This window comes from Mesorhizobium sp. IMUNJ 23232, from assembly GCF_044326205.1.
GTDB lineage: Bacteria > Pseudomonadota > Alphaproteobacteria > Rhizobiales > Rhizobiaceae > Kumtagia.
On sequence record NZ_JBIRCY010000035.1, the window covers coordinates 47,013 to 64,087 of the forward strand.

The window sequence follows — 17,075 nt, forward strand, 5'->3', positions numbered from 1 at the left end:
CCGTCGAGGCCGCGCGCCTTCATAACCCTCCCCCTTGAGGGGAGGGTCGCGGAAAAAGCCGAGCGGAACGCGAGGTTTTGTAAGCGGGGAGGGGTCGGTGCGGCAGTGCTCCGTCCTGAAGCGACCCCACCCCGTCTCGCGATCTCCGCTTCGCTCCGACCGTTCGCCGACCCTCCCCTCAAGGGGGAGGGTTAACCGGCGCTACTCCGCCGCTTGCAGCATTGTCACCGGCGGCGGGCCTTTGCGGGCCGGGATGCGCACCGAGACGATCGTGCCGATGCCTTCGCGCGACCGGATCTTCAGCGCGCCGCCATGCAGTTCCGCCAGCGACCGCGAGATGGCGAGGCCGAGCCCCGAGCCGGCATGGCTTTTGGAAAACTGGTTCTGCACCTGCTCGAACGGCCTACCGAGCTTGCTCAATGCCGCCTTCGGGATGCCGCAGCCATTGTCCTCGATCGACAGCATCATGGCGCCCGACACTTTTCGCGCCCGCACCAGGATGTGGCCGCCTTCGCCGGTGAACTTCACCGCGTTGGACAAGAGGTTGATGACGATCTGTTTGATCGCGCGGCGGTCGGCATAGAGCGTCATCGCCTCCGCGATCTTGGTCTCCACGGCAATGGATTTCTGCTTGGCCTGCAGCGAGATGACGCGCACCGTCTCGCTGATCAGCGGGTTGAGGTCGATCTCCTCGCGGTCCATCGAGAACTGGCCGGCCTCGATCTTCGACATGTCGAGTATGTCGTTGATGACGCCCAGCAGGTGCTTTCCGCTGCTGTTGATGTCGCCGGCATATTCCTCGTAGCGCGGCGATCCGAGCGGGCCGAACAGCCTGTTGCCCATCAGTTCCGAGAAGCCGATGATGGCGTTCAGCGGCGTGCGCAGCTCATGCGACATGTTCGCGAGGAACTCCGACTTGGCGCGGTTGGCCGCCTCGGCCCGATCCTTCTCCTTCATGTATTTGCGATTCAGCTCCTCAAGCTCGCGGGTCCGCTCCTCCTCGTTGCGGCGCGCCTGGCTGAGGTCGTGGAGGTTGGCCATCAGCCGCCTTTCGCCATCGATCAGCTTGTCCTGGTTCTGCCGGATCAGCGTGATGTCGGTGCCGATGGAGACGGTGCCGCCGTCGCGGGTCTTCAACTCGTTGACCTGTAGCCAGCGGCCGTCGGCGAGCTGCCGTTCATAGGTGGCGCCGCCGCGCGGTCCGTTCGGATTGGCCATGCGCCGTTCCGAGGCGAAGGCGGTCATCCGCTCCTCCAGTTCCTCGCGCGGCACGCCGGGCAGGAGTACCTTATCGGAAAGCCCGCTGTCCTGCTGGTATTTGGTGTTGCACATGACGAGGCGTCCGGCCGCGTCCCACAGGACGAAGGATTCACTGATACTTTCGATCGCGGTGCGCAGCCGGAGGTCGGCGGCCTCAGAACGCGCGGCGAGATGGCGCTGCTCAGTGACGTCGACGGCGATGCCGATCAACTGGATGTCGGACGCCTCGGGATCGATCACCTGTGCGCGCGCCCGCACCCACACCCAATGCCCGTCCGCATGGCGCATGCGAAAAACCTGGTCGATATTATCGATCTCGCGCGCCACGATCCGCTCCGCCAGATGGAACAGGTCGCCGTCGTCCTGGTGGATGATGTCATGCACGTCGCCGAAGGACAGCATCGCCTCGCAGGGCTGGTAGCCAAGCATCTCGTACATCGAATGCGACCAGTACATCTTGCCGCGCACCATGTCCCAGTCCCACAGGCCGCAGCGGCCGCGGATGAGCGCCAGGTCGATGCGCTGGTGCGCGTCGCGATAGATGCGGTCGGCAATCTGGGCACGCGTCGCCTGCCGGAAATAGGCATAGAGCACGATGACCAGGATGCTGCCGGTCAGCAGGAAGAGGGTGACATTGAGCGATACGGCTTTGGTCCATTCCGCGAAGACGGCGTCCTGGGGAACCAGCGCGGCGACGGCGATGCCGCGGTCCTCCGACAGCTCCATCGCCGCGAACCACGGCTCGCCTTCGACCGTGACCTCCAGCACGCCGGCGCGCTCGCCGAACAGGAACATTGGCTGGCCGCCGGAGACGATCGTGTCGAGCCGCCTGCCTTTCCACGCGGACCCCGCGTCGCTTGCCGCGGCCACGTTGAACCGGTCGTCCATCACCGCGAGCACATGGCGAGAGCCGAGCAGCGCGCGATGCGCCGTCCGCTCGATCAGCTCGCGCGTGGCCGGTGCCCCGTCGGTCTCTGCATCGGCCCTGGTCAGCGTGCTGCCGAGTTCGGCGGCGGAAAGCGCCAGGATCGTGCGTGCATTGCGCTCGATCTCGTCATGCTGGGCGAGCAGCGACAGGACGCGGGCTGCACCGATGACGATCAGGAAGACGATGATCAGCGTCGGGATCGATCGCCTGAGCAGCGGCTCGGCGGCCAGCAGGCGCCGGAAGGCAGGCTTGGCGAACACGCTTACAGTCTCCGCTCGTATTGGCCTGCGCCGGACAAAAGCCGACCTGCCGGCCGCGCCCCACGCGTCCGTCCTTGCCATCCGACTGGCTCCCCGAAACCGGTTTTTCTCTGACGATCCGGATACGCCGCACACCCGAATCTGCCCTAAAGAATCAGACGTGATTCGCCTTGTCCAGTGTTCACGCACGAAACGCGTCAAGCCGGCGTAAAAAAATGACCGGTGGACGGGATCGAGACTCGATTGGGACCATCGTAGATGGATCGTCACTGCTGACAGGCGGTTGTCAGCAGCCAGCGCGTATGGTGCGTTTGCACAGGGCAAGGAGCGCGGACAGTGGGGCAGGGCTTCGAAACACACTCGGTAGGGATGGAGCGGATGCTTCTGCTGACGTTCCACGCTCCCGTCGAGGACGTCGATCGCATCATGGAAGCGGTGGTGAAAATCACGCCGTTGGCGATGGGGAGTTACGACAGCAACGCCTACCAGTCGGCAGCCGGTATCGAACGCTATCGCCCGCTCGAGGGCGCGGCCGCCGGACCGGAAACGGAGCTCAGGAAGCGGCCCGGCGTTGTCACCATCTCCCTCGAACTCCCCGACGACCAGCAATTGGCTGGCCAAGTGATCGAAGCGATCTTCCAGGCGCACAGCTACCAGGAGCCGGTGATCAGGCTCCAGGAAATCCTGACCAGCCGGTCGAAGGGGCTCGACGACCGTGCCAACCCGAACCGCTGGTGGAACACGACGGGAGACTGGAAGACGGCGAATTCGCCCTCCGCGACCGGCGGAGGCGGAGCATGAACGCCTCCGAGTATCGCCTTGGATTGATTCTGGTTACCGGTTCCGCAGTCGCCTGGAGCACCGCCGGCCTGTTCACCCGGCTGATCCCGACGGACACATGGACCATGCTCACCTGGCGGGGCCTGTTCGGCGCACTCGGGCTCGCTATCGTCATCGTCGCTCTGCGCCGGGGGGATTCGTTGCGCGGCATGTGGAGGATGGGCTGGCCCGGCTGGTTGTTCGTGACCGTGTCGGCCTTTGGCATGGTGTTCTTCATCACCTCGCTGCGACATACCACGGTCGCGCATGTCGCGGTGATCTATGCGACGGCTCCCTTCCTGGCCGCGGCGCTCGGCTGGCTGCTGATGCGCGAGCGGCCGACCGCGAATGCGCTGCTCGCCAGCCTTGCGGCGCTGGTCGGCGTGGCCATCATGGTCGGGCTCGGCGTCGAGGGCGGGTTGCTCGGCGATCTCCTGGCCTTCGGCATGACGCTCTCAATGGCTGTCATGATGACCATCGCCCGGCGTTTTCGCGACATTCCGGTCATGCCGGCAGCCTGCCTGTCGGCACTGCTGAGCGGCTTCGCCTGCTGGCCGATGGGCGACCCGCTGGCGGTTTCCAGCTACGATCTGCTGCTGCTTGCCCTGTTCGGCATCGTCAATTCGTCGCTGGGCCTGGCGCTGTTCACCCTCGGCGCGCGCTTCCTGCCGGCGATCGAGACCGCGCTGATCGGCGCGCTGGATGCGCCGCTAGCGCCGCTCTGGGTGTGGCTGGCATTCGGCGAAACGCCGAGCGAGAGCACGCTGGTCGGCGGGTCGATCGTCTTCGTCGCTGTCGCCGTGCATATGACGATCGGTGCTTCGAGGGGCGCCCGGCCGGCGGGGGACAAGCAGGATGGCGGAGCGATCCGGGAGCCGGCCTGAGGCCTGACTTCCCTACGCCAGCGTACGCTCGACGATATCGCTCAAATCCGCCGACAGCCCCTTGGTGGAAGCGATCGACACCAGCGCCTTACGCGCCAGTTCCTGCCGCTTCGGCTCCAGCGAGCGCCATGAACGCAGGCCGGTCGCCAGCCGCGCCGCGACCTGCGGATTGCGCTTCTCGATCTGCAGGATCGTCTCCGCGAACAGCCTGTAGCCGGCGCCGTCGGCCCGATGAAAACCCGTCTGGTTGCCGCTGAAGAACGTGCCGAACAGCGAGCGCAGGCGGTTGGGATTGGCGATCGAGAACGACGGATGCTCGGAAAGACGTTTTACCGCGTCGACCGTGCCGGTCCCCGGCGCGGCCGCCTGGATGGCGAACCACTTGTCCATCACCAGCGCGTCCTTGCCATAGGTCGTCTCGAAGCCGGAGAGGGCGTCGCGCGCCTCGGGCGTTGCCTGATGGCGATGCGCGAGCACGGTCAGGGCCGCGGCGCGGTCGGTCATGTTCGTCGCCGACGAGAAATGCCTGAACGCCAGTTCGACGCCGCCAGGCAGTGCCGACAGATAATCGAGCAGCACGTTGCGCAAGGCCCGCCGTCCGGCGCTCGCCGCGTCGGGACTGAACGGCCCGCTGTCAGCCAGGTTCTGGTAGAGCGCGGAGAAGCGCTCGCGATTGGCCTCCGCGACGAAACGGACAAGGGCTTCGCGCGCCGAAAAGATCGCGTCCGGGTCGATATTGCCGCCGATCTCGCGGGCGATGTCGGCCTCGCTGGGCGGGGTCAACGCCAGCGCGCGGAACGCCGGTTCGAGGCTGCCGTCGTCGGCAATCGCGCCGGCGAGCTCGGCGATAGCCGGCGAAAAATCCGGCGCGCGCTCGTCGAGTATGAGCCGCGACGCGGCGATCAGGGCCTCCGTCATCACCGTGTTGAACGCCTGCCAGCGCGAGAAGGCGTCGCTGTCGTGACGGGCGAGGAAGAACTGGTCCTCCGCCTTCTGCTCGACCGAAAGCGTCACCGGCGCGGAAAAACCGCGGTTGAGCGACACCGCCGGACGTTCCCTGACGCCCGAGAAGACGACCGAATGCCGCCGCTTGCGCAGATGGATCACGCCGTCCTCGACGGCCGCGCCCTCGGCGCCTGAATAGTCGAGGTCGCGTCCGTCCGGCCCGACGAGGCCGAACTTGACCGGAATATGCATCAGCCGCTTGCGGCTCTCCGACGGCGTCGGCGGCACCGACTGCTCGATCTGCACGGTGAAGGTTTCAGCCGTCGCGTCGTGCTCGGCGGTCACCGTCAGGTTCGGCGTTCCCGCCTGATGATACCACAGCGCGAACTGGCTGAGATCGCGGCCTGACGCGTCCTCGAAAGCCTTCAGAAAATCCTCGATCGTCGCGGCCTCGCCGTCGTGCCGCTCGAAATAGAGGTCCATGCCCCTGCGGAAATCCTCGGCGCCGAGGATGGTGCGGATCATGCGCACGACTTCCGAGCCCTTCTCGTATACGGTCGCCGTGTAGAAATTGTTGATCTCGCGGTAGCGGCGCGGACGAACAGGATGCGCCAGCGGCCCCTGGTCCTCGGGGAACTGGTGGGCGCGCAGCGTGCGCACCTCGGCGATGCGCTTGACGGCGCGCGAGCGCTGGTCGGCGGAAAACTCATGATCGCGAAAAACGGTCAGCCCTTCCTTCAGACAAAGCTGGAACCAGTCGCGGCAAGTGATTCTGTTTCCGGTCCAATTGTGGAAATATTCGTGGGCGATGATCGCCTCGATATTGGCGAAATCGGCGTCGGTCGCGGTGTCCTCGTCGGCCAGCACGTATTTGTCGTTGAAGATGTTGAGGCCCTTGTTCTCCATCGCGCCCATGTTGAAGTCCGACACGGCGACGATGTTGAAGACGTCGAGATCGTATTCCCGGCCGAACACCTCCTCGTCCCACTGCATCGAGCGCTTCAGCGAATCCATCGCATAGGCGGCGAGCGGCTCTTTGCCATGCTCAACATAGATGCCGAGCGCCACCTTGCGGCCCGACATGGTGGTGAAACTGTCGGCGACCACGCCGAGATCGCCGGCGACCAGCGCGAACAGATAGGACGGTTTCGGGAACGGATCGTGCCAGACCGCGAAATGTCGGCCGCCGCCGAGATAGCCGCTCTCGACGGGATTGCCGTTGGAAAGCAGCAGCGGCGCCTCGGCCCGCTCGGCCTCGATGCGGACCGTATAGACCGACAGAATATCCGGCCGGTCGAGGAAATAGGTGATGCGCCGAAATCCCTCCGCCTCGCATTGGGTGCAATAGACGCCGTTCGAGCGATAGAGCCCCATCAGTGCGGTGTTTTTCGATGGCTCGATCTCGGTCTCCAGCGTGAGCGAAAACTCCGCCGGCGGGTTGTGCAGGATGACCTTGTCCGGCGTCGCCAGATAGTCGGCCGGCGTCAGCGGCTTCCCGTCCAGGCTGATGCTGCGCAGTTGCAACCCATCGCCGTCGAGCACAAGCGGAACGTTGCGCGCCTCCGTATCGCGGCGTCGGATCGTCAGCCTGGCGGTGACAAGCGTGCTGTCGGGCGAGAGCACGAAAGAAAGCTCGGTCCGCGGAATCAGGTAGTCGCTCGGCCGATAATCCTCGAGCCGGAAAACCTGGCCGGTGTCTGTGCGCATCGAAAAACCTTCCTGGGTTGCGGCAGAAGGCCAGCCGGACTGGCCCAACAATTCCGGGGTGTTGCTCTTTACACGCAAACCACCCCTCGACAAAACTGACGAAGCGCTTATCTCCAAGCCAGCCTTCCCGCCACAGATTTCCGGAGCAGTCATGACCGTCTTCACACCCAAATTCGGGATGGGAGCGCCCGTAAAGCGGCTGGAAGACCAGTCCTTCATCACCGGCAAGGGCCGCTACACCGACGACATCTCTGCTCCCGGCATGCTGCATGGCTTCGTGCTGCGCTCCCCGGTCGCCAAGGGCGGTTTCCGCATCACCTCGACCGAGGCGGCCCGCGCCGCGCCGGGCGTGCATCTGGTGCTGACCGGCGAGGACGTGGCGCATCTCGGCGCGCTGAAGTCGACCGTCATGCAGAAGCAGCCGGACGGCAAGCGCGCGCCGACGCGCGACATCCCGATCCTCTGTCGGGATCGCGTCAACCATGTCGGCGACGCCATAGCCTTCGTTGTCGCCGACAGCCGGGCGCAGGCGCAGGACGCCGCCGAGCTGATCGAGGTCGACTACGACGCCGAGGAAGCGGCGGGAAAGACGGCGACCGCGCTCGATCCCGAAACGCCGCTGGTCTGGCCGGAACTCGGCACCAACCGTGCCTTCCTCTACGAGATCGGTGACCGCGCCGCCACCGATGCCGCCTTCGAGAAAGCTGCCCGCACGGCCAGCGTCTCCTTCGTCAACAACCGCCTCGTCGTCAACTACATGGAGGCGCGCGCCGCCATCGGCGAGGTTGACGAGACCGGGCGGCTGGTGCTGACCAGCGGCTCGCAGGGCGTGCATTCGATGCAATACGTCCTCGCCGAGCAGGTGTTCAACATCGACAAGTCGAGGATCAGGGTAATCACGCCCGACGTCGGCGGCGGCTTCGGGCCGAAAGCTTTCGTCTATCGCGAATACGCGCTGGTGCTGGAGGCGGCGAAGCGCTTGGGCAAGCCGGTGAAATGGACGGGCGACCGCGGCGAGCATTTTCTGAGCGACGCGCAAGGCCGAGACAATGCCGTCGACGCCGAGATGGCGATGGACGAGAACGGCCGCTTCCTTGGGCTGCGGGTAAGTTTCCTCGCCAATCTCGGCGCCTATTGTTCCCAATACGGCCCGATCGTGCCTTACATCGGCGCCTCCATGTCGACCGGCCTCTACGACATACCGGCGCTCGACGTGACCATCACCGGCGTCTACACCAACACCACCCCCGTCGACGCCTATCGCGGCGCCGGCCGGCCGGAAGCCGCGTTCCTGCTCGAAAAGCTGGTCGATGTCTGCGCCCGCGAGCTAGGCCTGCCGCGCGAGGAGATCAGGCGCCGCAACTTCATCCGCCCCGAACAATTCCCGTACCGCACGGCCACTGACAGGCTCTATGACGTCGGCGAGTTCGACGCCCATATGACGCTCGCCATGGAGCGCGCCGGGTGGACCGACTTCGAAACACGGCTGGAGGAATCGCGCGCCAAGGGGCTGATCCGCGGCATCGGCATGGCGACCTACATCGAGGCCTGCGCCTTCGAAGGCTCCGAGCCGGCCTATGTCGACCTCAATCCCGACGGCACGGTGACGCTTCGCATCGGCACCCAGTCGAACGGACAGGGCCACGCCACCGCCTATGCGCAAATCGCGGCGGAAAAACTCGGGCTGGATGTCGAGAAGGTGATCGTCCACCAGGGCGACACCGACCGGCTGGCCAGCGGCGGCGGCACGGGCGGCTCGCGCTCCATCCCGCTCGGCGGCGTCTCCGCGTCGCGCGCCGGCGAGGATCTTGCCGTGAAATTGCGCAAACTGGCGGCGGACGAACTGGAAGCTTCGTCCGACGATATCGAACTCACCGGCGGCGAGGCGCGTATCGTCGGCACCGACCGCTCGATCGGCTTTCCCGCGCTGGCGAAAGCGGCGAAGAAGCCGGAGGACATTGCCGGCTTCGGCGAATTCGTCCAGGACGAGTGCACCTATCCGAACGGCACCCACATCTGCGAGGTCGAGATCGATCCGGCGACCGGCCGCACCGAACTCACCGACTATGTCGTGGTCGACGATTTCGGCGTGACTGTGAACCCGATCCTGCTCGCCGGCCAGGTGCATGGCGGCATCGTCCAGGGCATCGGCCAGGCGCTGATCGAGGAAACCGTCTATGGCGACGATGGCCAACTGCTCACCGCGAGCTTCATGGACTATGCCATGCCGCGCGCCGACGACGTTCCCTTCATCCACTTCGAAACGCGCAACGTGCCGTCCACCACGAATGCCATGGGCATCAAGGGCGCCGGCGAGGCCGGCACGATCGGCTCGACGCCGGCGACACTCAACGCCGTCACCGACGCGCTGTGGCGCGCCTATGGCATCGGTCACATCGAGATGCCGACGACGCCGTCGCGCATCTGGGCAGCGATCCGGGAGGCGACGGCCCGGTGACGAAGCCGGGCCGCTCCCATCCCGACAGCCCGCTGGCGGGTATCGCCTTCAAGATTGTTTCGGTGACCGTTTTTGTCGCCATGTCGAGCATGATCAAGGCGGCGGGGCCACTGCCAACCGGGCAGGTCGTGTTTTTCCGCTCCTTCTTCGCGATCCTGCCGATCGTCATTTTCCTGATGTGGAACCATGACCTCAGGCGCGCGCTGCATACGACGCGTCCGGTCAGCCATTTCCTGCGCGGGCTGGTCGGCGTCACCTCGATGGCGCTGGGCTTCTTCGGCCTCGCCCGTCTGCCCCTGCCGGAATCGGTCACCATCAACTATGCGCAGCCGCTGCTGGTCGTCGTCTTCAGCGCCGTCATCCTTGGCGAGACGATCCGCTTCTACCGCTGGAGCGCGGTCGTCGTCGGGCTGATCGGCGTCTTCATCATCTCCTGGCCGAAACTCACGCTGTTCAGCGAGGGAGCCGCATTCGGCAACGACGAGGCGCTCGGCGCCCTTGCTACCCTCGGCGGCGCGACCGCTTCCGCGCTGGCGATGATCCTGGTGCGCAGCCTCGTGCATACGGAAAAGACCTCCACCATCGTCATCTGGTTCTCGCTGTCGGCGGCGGCGCTGTCGCTGGTCTCCGTTCCGTTCGGCTGGCAGGCGCTGACAATGGAGCAGGCCGCCCTGCTGGTCGGCGCCGGCATCTGCGGCGGCATCGCCCAACTGCTGATGACGGAGGCTTACCGGCACGCCGAGGCCTCGGTCGTCGCGCCGTTCGAATACACCTCGATGCTGCTCGCCATCGCCGTGGGCTACATGCTGTTCGGCGATGTCCCGACGGTGCACATGCTGGTTGGCGGCCTGATCGTCGTCGGCGCCGGCATCTTCATCATCCTGCGCGAACGCCGCCTCGGCATCGAGCGGGCGGCGGCAAAGGAAGCGACGCCGCCGCAGTAGGAGCCGTCCTTCCCTCCCCCTTGAGGGGAGGGTCCGGCCGCAGGCCGGGGGAGGGGTCGCTGCGGCCAAACGCCAACGTTGCTTCGCGCCGGAGCGCTGCCGAGGCGGCCCCTCCCGCCTCGCTTCGCTCGGCACCCTCCCCTCAAGGGGGAGGGGAAGCCGCAGCCTCGCGCTCTGCTGCCATCGCGCGCATCGCTTCGGCCGTCGCCTCGTCGGCCGGAAAGAATGATTCGATCGCCAGTTCCGACAGAGTCACGTCGAGCGGCGTGCCGAACACGGTGATGGTCGAGATGAATGACAGGGTAATGTCGTTCATCCTGACCCGCAGTGGTACCGCGATCGGCGAATAGTCGCGCGCCGACGCCGGCGGACCGAGCCGCTTCGGCACGGGATAGCCGCGTAACTCGCGTTCCAGCTCCATGATCACCGGATCGGCGACCGCCTGGTTCAGCCGGCGCAGCCTCTCGACGATATGGTCGCGCCATTCGGCGAAATTGACGATGAGCGGCGCGACGCCTTGCGGATGCAGGCTGAGCCTGAGAACGTTCATCGGCGGCGCGAGCAGGGCGGGATCGGCCACCCCGGCAAGGAAGGGCGCCAGAGCGGCGTTGGCGCGGACAAGGTTCCAGTGCCGGTCGACGGCGACGGCCGGATTGGGCTCATGTGCCCTGAGCACGGTCTCGACCGCCGCCAGCGCCGGCGCCATGGCGGGCTCGTCGAGGCCGTTCTCGACGAATCCCGGAGCGTAGCCGGCGGCCAGCAGCAGCCGGTTGGTCTCGCGCAGCGGCAGCGCCAGCCGCTCGGCCAGATGCAGCACCATCTCGCGTGACGGCTTTGCCCGGCCGCTTTCGACAAAACTCAGATGCCGCTGCGAAATCTCGGCCTCCATGGCGAGATCGAGCTGGCTCATGCGGCGGCGGGCGCGCCATTCGCGGATGAGCGGACCGGGCGAGGCGAGAGCGGTGTTCATGCCGGCGACGATAGGCGGCCGGGCGTCGCAAATCCATTACCTCCGGCGTAATCGCAACGCGCTGCGGTTTCCGCCATCGTCCGCGCCATGCCGGCATCCCGCCGGCGGCAACCGAACGGAGATAGCCATGACCCTCTTGAACACGCCCTTCCTGCGCAACGCGCTCCTGCTTGACGCCGTCTTTTCGGGCGCCGGCGCGCTGCTGATGGCCGGCGGCGCATCGCTGCTGTCGTCGCTGCTCGGCCTTCCCCAACCGCTGCTGTTCTGGGCCGGCGTCGTGCTTCTCCCCTGGACGATCCTGGTCGCCGTCCTGTCGCGGCGTCCGGCGATCTCCCGGCTCCTGCTGATCGACGTGATCGGCATCAACGCGCTCTGGGCCGCCGCCAGCATCGGCCTGCTCCTCACGGGCCTGGTGTCGCCGACCGTGCTAGGTTACACCTTCGTCGTCGCCCAGGCCGCCGCGGTCGCGCTCTTTGCGGAGTTGCAGCTTTATCAGCATGCGCCGCGCCGCGAGTGCTGCGGCGGCCTGAGCGCAGACGCCGCGGCCGGCGCTCACTCCCCCTTGAGGGCAGGGCAATCGTATATGGGAACTGTCCGCTCCGAACCGGCTTCGCCGGCTCGTTTCGGCATCACCCCCTCACCGGCCCTTCGGGCCACCTCTCCCCCTGCCCGGGGGAGAGGATGCGCCGGCCGCGAGCTTGGCGCCAATCGCCTAAGCTGCGTATCCTCCCCCCGGGCCGGGGGAGAGGTGGCCCGAAGGGCCGGTGAGGGGGTGATGCCTCAGCGTCTCGCCGCAGGCGAGGCGCGGAGGATCATCGTCAACTAAACCCATATGCGATTGCCCTCCCCTCAAGGGGGAGGGAAGCGGGCCGCGACCTGAATCGATTTCTCAGGAAAGTTAGGCAAGCCGCGCCCGCACATCGAGAAAATCCCGCCACGCCAGCCGCTTATGCGCCGGGTTGCGCAGCAGGTAGGCCGGATGCAGCGTCGGCATGGTCGGGATGCGGACGCCGCCGGCGGTGATGTGCTCCCGCCATTTGCCGCGCATTTTTGTGATGCCCTCCTGCGTCCTCAGCAGCGCTTTGGTCGAAGGATTGCCGAGCGTCATCAGCACTTTTGGCGCGGCAAGCTCGATCTGCCGCTCGATGAACGGCCGGCAGATTTCCGTTTCCATCGGCGAGGGGTCGCGGTTGCCCGGCGGCCGCCACGGAATGACGTTGGCGATATAGGCGGATGTCCGGTCGCGGCCGATCGCCGCCAGGATGCGGTCGAGCAATTGTCCCGACCGGCCGACGAAGGGCAGGCCCTCGATGTCCTCGTCGCGGCCCGGCGCCTCGCCGACCAGCATCAGGTCGGCTTCGGGATTGCCGTCGGCGAAGACGAGATTCTTTGCCGTTGCTTTCAGATTGCAGCCTTCGAAAGCGAGCATGATCTGGCGCAGTTCCTCAAGCGACGCCGCCGAGCGCGCCAATTCGCGCGCCAGCGCCGCTTGCGCGCCGTCCGGCACGGCCGCCGCCTGCGGCCTGGGCGCCACCACGGGCTGGGTATCCGGCATAAAGGATTTTCGCGGCGCGCGGCTTTCTTCCGGGCTGCGGGTGGTCTCCTCGCGTCGCGCCGCCGGTTGCCTTGCCGAGCCGGCCTGCCTGGCCTGCGCGCTCTCGGCGAAACGATCCGCGGGCTCGTCCAGCAAGCATTCGTCGACCCCCGCCTCGGCATAGAAGGTGATGAGTTCGCGCAGTCCGGCGCTGTGTTCGGTACTGGAAACGGCCATGCCGGACCATGCTGCGCATGGACGGCGAAAGCAAGTCAGGACGAGGGGATGCGGGGGTCCTGCACCAGATAGAATTTCGGCCTCGGCGTGAAATCGGTGATCAGGAACGAGAAGCCAGCCGATTTGCCGGGATCGACTTTTCCGTGGCGAAACAGCAGCTTGTCGTAGGGCTCGAAGTCGCGGCTGAATTCGCCGAAGGTGTCGGACGAGATGTTGTCCTTGCGTGTGCTGCGCTGGTCGAAGGAAAGGCCGTCACCGAACACGCTGGCCTTGTGCAGCAGTTCCTGCAGCTCGAACTCGAACTCAACCCAGCCCTGGCCGCTGCCATTGCGCGCGACGATGCGCAGGTAGAGGATGCCGTTGTCGTAGAGGGCGGCGGAATCGAACGGCCGGATCGGCCAGATCGAGCGGATCACCAGGGTCACGGGAGACGAGGAATTGAGCGTTTCGGTCAACACGACCGGATCGTCGTGCGTTCCCTTGCCGGTCACCGATTCGATGATGAAGCCACCGAACTCGTCGGAGAAGGAATAGGCCCCGGCCGTCCATTCGCCGGCCTCCTGTTCCTGCGCGCGGCTGGAAAAAATCGTTGCCGAAAGCAGCATCGCCGCAAGAAAAACGCCGCCTCTCCGCGGTCGCGGCGACAGGCAGCGGAAAAGGCTGGCAAGCGGCATGACGCGAGTATGACCGATAATTGCTGCGCCGAACATTGCATTTCGAACGGCCGGAATTCCGGCGCCAAAAAGGCAGGGCCATCGCATATGAGTTCGGCTTGACCTCCCGCATCGCCCTTGGTGAGACGAACCGGCGAAGCCGGCTCCTTGGTCATGCTTGTTACGCCAGAATCCACGCGGATCGCGATCAACTCTCTGTTTCCGCTTGCCTTTACCGGCATGACATCCTTTTCGAACGGCCGTTCGCCCCGGTCGGGAGGGCTTGAGGCCCGCCGTGATGCCTCGAAAAATCAAGCCTTTTCAATGTGTTGTGCAGGCAGCGTAACAGCGGGTCGCCGCGCCATCATCGTGAAGGATTATTTTCTTAGGCCGCTTGTGTTTGTTCCCTTTATGTTCCATATTGGATGCCGGCCCTGTCCGGAGGTGGCATCGGTGGAGTTTGGAGACGCGAGTACAACAATCGAGCGATACCGGCAGGCGCTGAAGCACATTCTGTTGATGCTGGTCGGCATGGCCGAGATGGGGTTTGGCAGGCCGCTGTCGCTGGTGCTAGGGGAAGCCGCCGTCGCTCCAAGGCCCCGACGAGCCGGAAAGACGGGGAGAAACAAACCGTCCGCGGCTCTCTGCCTGCCGCGCCATCTCTACCGCGCCATTCTTCTGCTGCTGCGCCCAGCCGAATCCGCCGCCCGGCGCCTGATCATCGCGGCGGCGCAAGGCATCGTGGTGGCGCTGCCGCCGTTTCGCCCGCGCAAGCCAAAACCAAAAATCTCCGACACGGTGGCCGCCATGCGCCGCCTCGGCCTTGCCGTTAACCTGTCGAAGCAGGACTTTGCCCGCTATGAAGCCGAGCGGAAAGCAGCCGAACGGCGCGCCACAAGGCCGCGCGGACAAAACCTTTCGCTGCTCGATGCGCTGAAATATCCGTTCCGCATCCGCCGCAACTATGTTCCCGCGCATGCCGTGCCGCGCATCCGGTCGCTCGACGACGACGCGCCACGCATCCCCCTGCCGCCGCCGCCGTCGCAGAACGATCCGATGAACGCGGCAAAACTGACGCTCAGGCTGGATGCGTTGGGTCAGGCACTCGACGATCTTCCGGGGCAGGCGCAGCGTTTCGCCCGCTGGAAGGCGCGCAACGACGCCGCTCTTCAACGTGACCGGGCGGCCCGCGACGCGGCGGCAGCAGGCGGCAAGCCGGGCCCGGTCCGCTTCCGGCGTTTTTCGCCGCTGCGGCGCGGGCGGCCGCCGGGCGGAAGGTTGCCGCGCTTCGATCCGGATGCTCCGAAACGCAAGAACATCCGCGAGGTCGACGAGATTCTGGCGCATGCCAACGCGATGGCGTACTACGCGCTGGAGCCACCGAGGCGGGATACGTCTTGACGGGGCCGTCCCTGACACGAAAGCCGAAGCATCGGGCGACGGCGCGGATTATTCCGCGGCGGGACGGCGAAGACGGCCGCCTGCAGGGGACAGTTTACTTTTTTCCGTGGAAGGGCAGGGCGCTTCAAGGCCAGCGCTGGTGGAAAAAAGTAAACTGTCCCCGGCGTTTACGCCATTCCGGCCGCGACGGACGGTGCGGATTTTTTGACCCGCGGCGGCGTTCCGTGTTGCCCGCAAGCCGGCCACACCCGCCTCGACCACATTCACGGCGTCACTTTGCCGCCTTGCCTTTTCGTAGGAGCGGTTTCGCGCCGCCGAGGGATGCGCTATGCAGCGCCTGACCAGCAAGCGCCCGGACTAGGCGCAGCCAGTTTGGAGGGCCGATGAGCGAGATCGAACGCGAAAGCATGGAGTTTGACGTCGTCATCGTCGGCGCCGGGCCGGCGGGTCTTGCGGCCGCCATACGGCTGAAGCAGGTCAATCCGGAGCTTTCTGTCGTCGTGCTGGAAAAAGGCGGCGAGGTCGGCGCGCACATCCTCTCCGGCGCGGTGGTCGATCCGATCGGCATCAACCGGCTGTTGCCCGACTGGCGCTCCGAGACCGATCACCCGTTCAAGACGCCGGTGACGGACGACCATTTCCTGGTGCTCGGCCCGGCGGGTTCGGTGCGCCTGCCGAATTTCATGATGCCGCCGCTGATGAACAATCACGGCAACTACATCGTGTCGCTGGGCAATGTCTGCAAATGGCTGGCCGGCCATGCGGAAGCGCTGGGCGTCGAAATCTACCCCGGCTTCGCCGCCGCCGATGTGATCTATGACGACAACGGCGCGGTGAAGGGCGTGGTCACCGGCGACATGGGTGTCGAGCGGGACGGCTCGCACGGCCCGGCCTTCGCGCCCGGCATGGCGCTGCTCGGCAAATATGTGCTGATCGGCGAGGGCGCGCGCGGTTCGCTGGCCAAGAAGCTGATCGCAAAATTCGGCCTCTCGGAAGGACGCGAGCCCGGCAAATACGGCATCGGCCTGAAGGAGCTCTGGCAGGTAAAGCCCGAGAAGCACAAGCTCGGCCTGGTGCAGCACTCGTTCGGCTGGCCGCTCGACCTGAAGACCGGCGGCGGCTCGTTCCTCTACCATCTGGAGGACAACCAGGTGGCGGTTGGCTTCGTGATGCATTTGAACTACAAGAACCCGTACCTCTCGCCCTTCGAGGAATTCCAGCGCTTCAAGACGCACCCGGCGATCCGGGGCACCTTCGAGGGCGCCAAGCGCATCGGCTATGGCGCGCGCGCCATTACTGAGGGCGGCTGGCAGTCGGTGCCGAAACTGTCCTTCCCCGGCGGCGTCCTGATCGGCTGCTCTGCTGGCTTCGTCAACGTGCCGCGCATCAAGGGTTCGCACAATGCGGTGCTGTCCGGCATGCTGGCGGCCGATCACGTGGCCGCGGCAATCGCGGACGGCCGCGCCAATGACGAACTGACGGCCTACGAGGCCGCCTGGCGGACCAGCGACATCGGCAAGGATTTGAAGAAGGTCCGCAACGTCAAGCCGCTGTGGTCGCGCTTCGGCACGCTGGTGGGCGTCGGGCTCGGCGGGCTGGACATGTGGCTGAACACCTTGTTCGGCTTCTCGCCCTTCGGCACTCTGAAACACGGCAAGGCGGACTACGCCACGCTCGATCCGGCCTCGAAGCACAAGAAGATCGACTACCCCAAGGCGGACGGCGTGCTGACCTTCGATCGGCTGTCCTCCGTGTTCCTGTCGAACACCAATCACGAGGAGGACCAGCCGGTCCATCTGCAGGTGAAGGACCCGCAGTTGCAGGTGAGGTCGGAGCACGACGTCTTTGCCGGTCCGTCGACCCGCTACTGCCCGGCTGGCGTCTACGAATGGGTGGATGCCGACGGCAACGCCGCCGCCGATCCCAACGCCAAGGACGTGCGTTTCGTCATCAACGCGCAGAACTGCGTCCACTGCAAGACCTGCGACATCAAGGATCCGAACCAGAACATCAACTGGGTGCCGCCGCAGGGCGGCGAGGGGCCGGTCTATACGAGCATGTGATCTGTGCTCCGG

12 protein-coding genes are annotated in these 17,075 nt (G+C 65.7%); 7 read left to right on the forward strand and 5 right to left on the reverse strand.

What is annotated here, in order from left to right:
- Positions 1 to 201 precede the first annotated feature (201 nt).
- Positions 202 to 2,529, reverse strand: coding sequence for a PAS domain-containing sensor histidine kinase (locus ACH196_RS23325; protein ID WP_396649329.1), 2,328 nt, complete (start codon positions 2,527 to 2,529; stop codon positions 202 to 204).
- A 297-nt stretch (positions 2,530 to 2,826) separates the two neighbouring features.
- Between ACH196_RS23325 and ACH196_RS23330 the strand changes: the two genes are divergently transcribed.
- On the forward strand, positions 2,827 to 3,249 hold the full coding sequence (locus ACH196_RS23330) for a hypothetical protein (RefSeq protein WP_396649330.1): 423 nt from the start codon (positions 2,827 to 2,829) through the stop codon (positions 3,247 to 3,249).
- On the forward strand, positions 3,246 to 4,151 hold the full coding sequence (locus tag ACH196_RS23335; protein WP_396649331.1) for a DMT family transporter: 906 nt from the start codon (positions 3,246 to 3,248) through the stop codon (positions 4,149 to 4,151). The genes ACH196_RS23330 and ACH196_RS23335 overlap by 4 nt, the downstream gene beginning before the upstream one ends.
- A gap of 12 nt (positions 4,152 to 4,163) precedes the next feature.
- Here ACH196_RS23335 and pepN read toward each other — a convergent pair whose 3' ends face one another.
- Positions 4,164 to 6,803, reverse strand: a complete 2,640-nt coding sequence (gene pepN / locus ACH196_RS23340; RefSeq protein WP_396649332.1) for an aminopeptidase N — start codon at positions 6,801 to 6,803, stop codon at positions 4,164 to 4,166.
- 151 nt (positions 6,804 to 6,954) lie between these two features.
- On the opposite strand from pepN, the gene ACH196_RS23345 reads away from it, so the two are divergent.
- Together ACH196_RS23345 and ACH196_RS23350 are read left to right on the forward strand one after the other, a co-directional pair.
- Positions 6,955 to 9,261, forward strand: a complete 2,307-nt coding sequence (locus ACH196_RS23345) for a xanthine dehydrogenase family protein molybdopterin-binding subunit (RefSeq protein ID WP_396649333.1) — start codon at positions 6,955 to 6,957, stop codon at positions 9,259 to 9,261.
- The gene (locus tag ACH196_RS23350; protein ID WP_396649334.1) at positions 9,258 to 10,205 is read left to right on the forward strand and encodes a DMT family transporter; all 948 of its coding nucleotides are present in this window, start codon (positions 9,258 to 9,260) and stop codon (positions 10,203 to 10,205) included. Before ACH196_RS23345 ends, ACH196_RS23350 begins: the two co-directional genes overlap by 4 nt.
- Before the next feature lie 142 nt (positions 10,206 to 10,347).
- Here ACH196_RS23350 and ACH196_RS23355 read toward each other — a convergent pair whose 3' ends face one another.
- Positions 10,348 to 11,175 (reverse strand): helix-turn-helix domain-containing protein, encoded by an 828-nt coding sequence (locus ACH196_RS23355; protein WP_396649335.1) that lies wholly within the window; start codon positions 11,173 to 11,175, stop codon positions 10,348 to 10,350.
- A gap of 127 nt (positions 11,176 to 11,302) precedes the next feature.
- Here ACH196_RS23355 and ACH196_RS23360 point away from each other — a divergent pair, with 127 nt between their 5' ends.
- Positions 11,303 to 12,001 (forward strand): hypothetical protein, encoded by a 699-nt coding sequence (locus ACH196_RS23360; RefSeq protein ID WP_396649336.1) that lies wholly within the window; start codon positions 11,303 to 11,305, stop codon positions 11,999 to 12,001.
- Positions 12,002 to 12,073: 72 nt separating this feature from the next.
- Here ACH196_RS23360 and ACH196_RS23365 read toward each other — a convergent pair whose 3' ends face one another.
- A complete protein-coding gene (locus ACH196_RS23365; protein ID WP_396649337.1) occupies positions 12,074 to 12,946 on the reverse strand; it encodes a uracil-DNA glycosylase family protein in 873 nt (290 codons plus the stop codon).
- A gap of 35 nt (positions 12,947 to 12,981) precedes the next feature.
- Complete coding sequence (locus tag ACH196_RS23370) at positions 12,982 to 13,551, reverse strand: hypothetical protein (RefSeq protein WP_396649360.1); 570 nt, start codon at positions 13,549 to 13,551, stop codon at positions 12,982 to 12,984.
- Between the two features lie 501 nt (positions 13,552 to 14,052).
- On the opposite strand from ACH196_RS23370, the gene ACH196_RS23375 reads away from it, so the two are divergent.
- Both ACH196_RS23375 and ACH196_RS23380 read left to right on the forward strand, forming a co-directional pair.
- Entirely contained in the window at positions 14,053 to 15,000 is a 948-nt protein-coding gene (locus ACH196_RS23375; protein WP_396649338.1) for a hypothetical protein, read from the forward strand.
- Positions 15,001 to 15,383: 383 nt separating this feature from the next.
- Positions 15,384 to 17,063 (forward strand): electron transfer flavoprotein-ubiquinone oxidoreductase, encoded by a 1,680-nt coding sequence (locus tag ACH196_RS23380; protein WP_396649339.1) that lies wholly within the window; start codon positions 15,384 to 15,386, stop codon positions 17,061 to 17,063.
- Positions 17,064 to 17,075 lie beyond the last annotated feature (12 nt).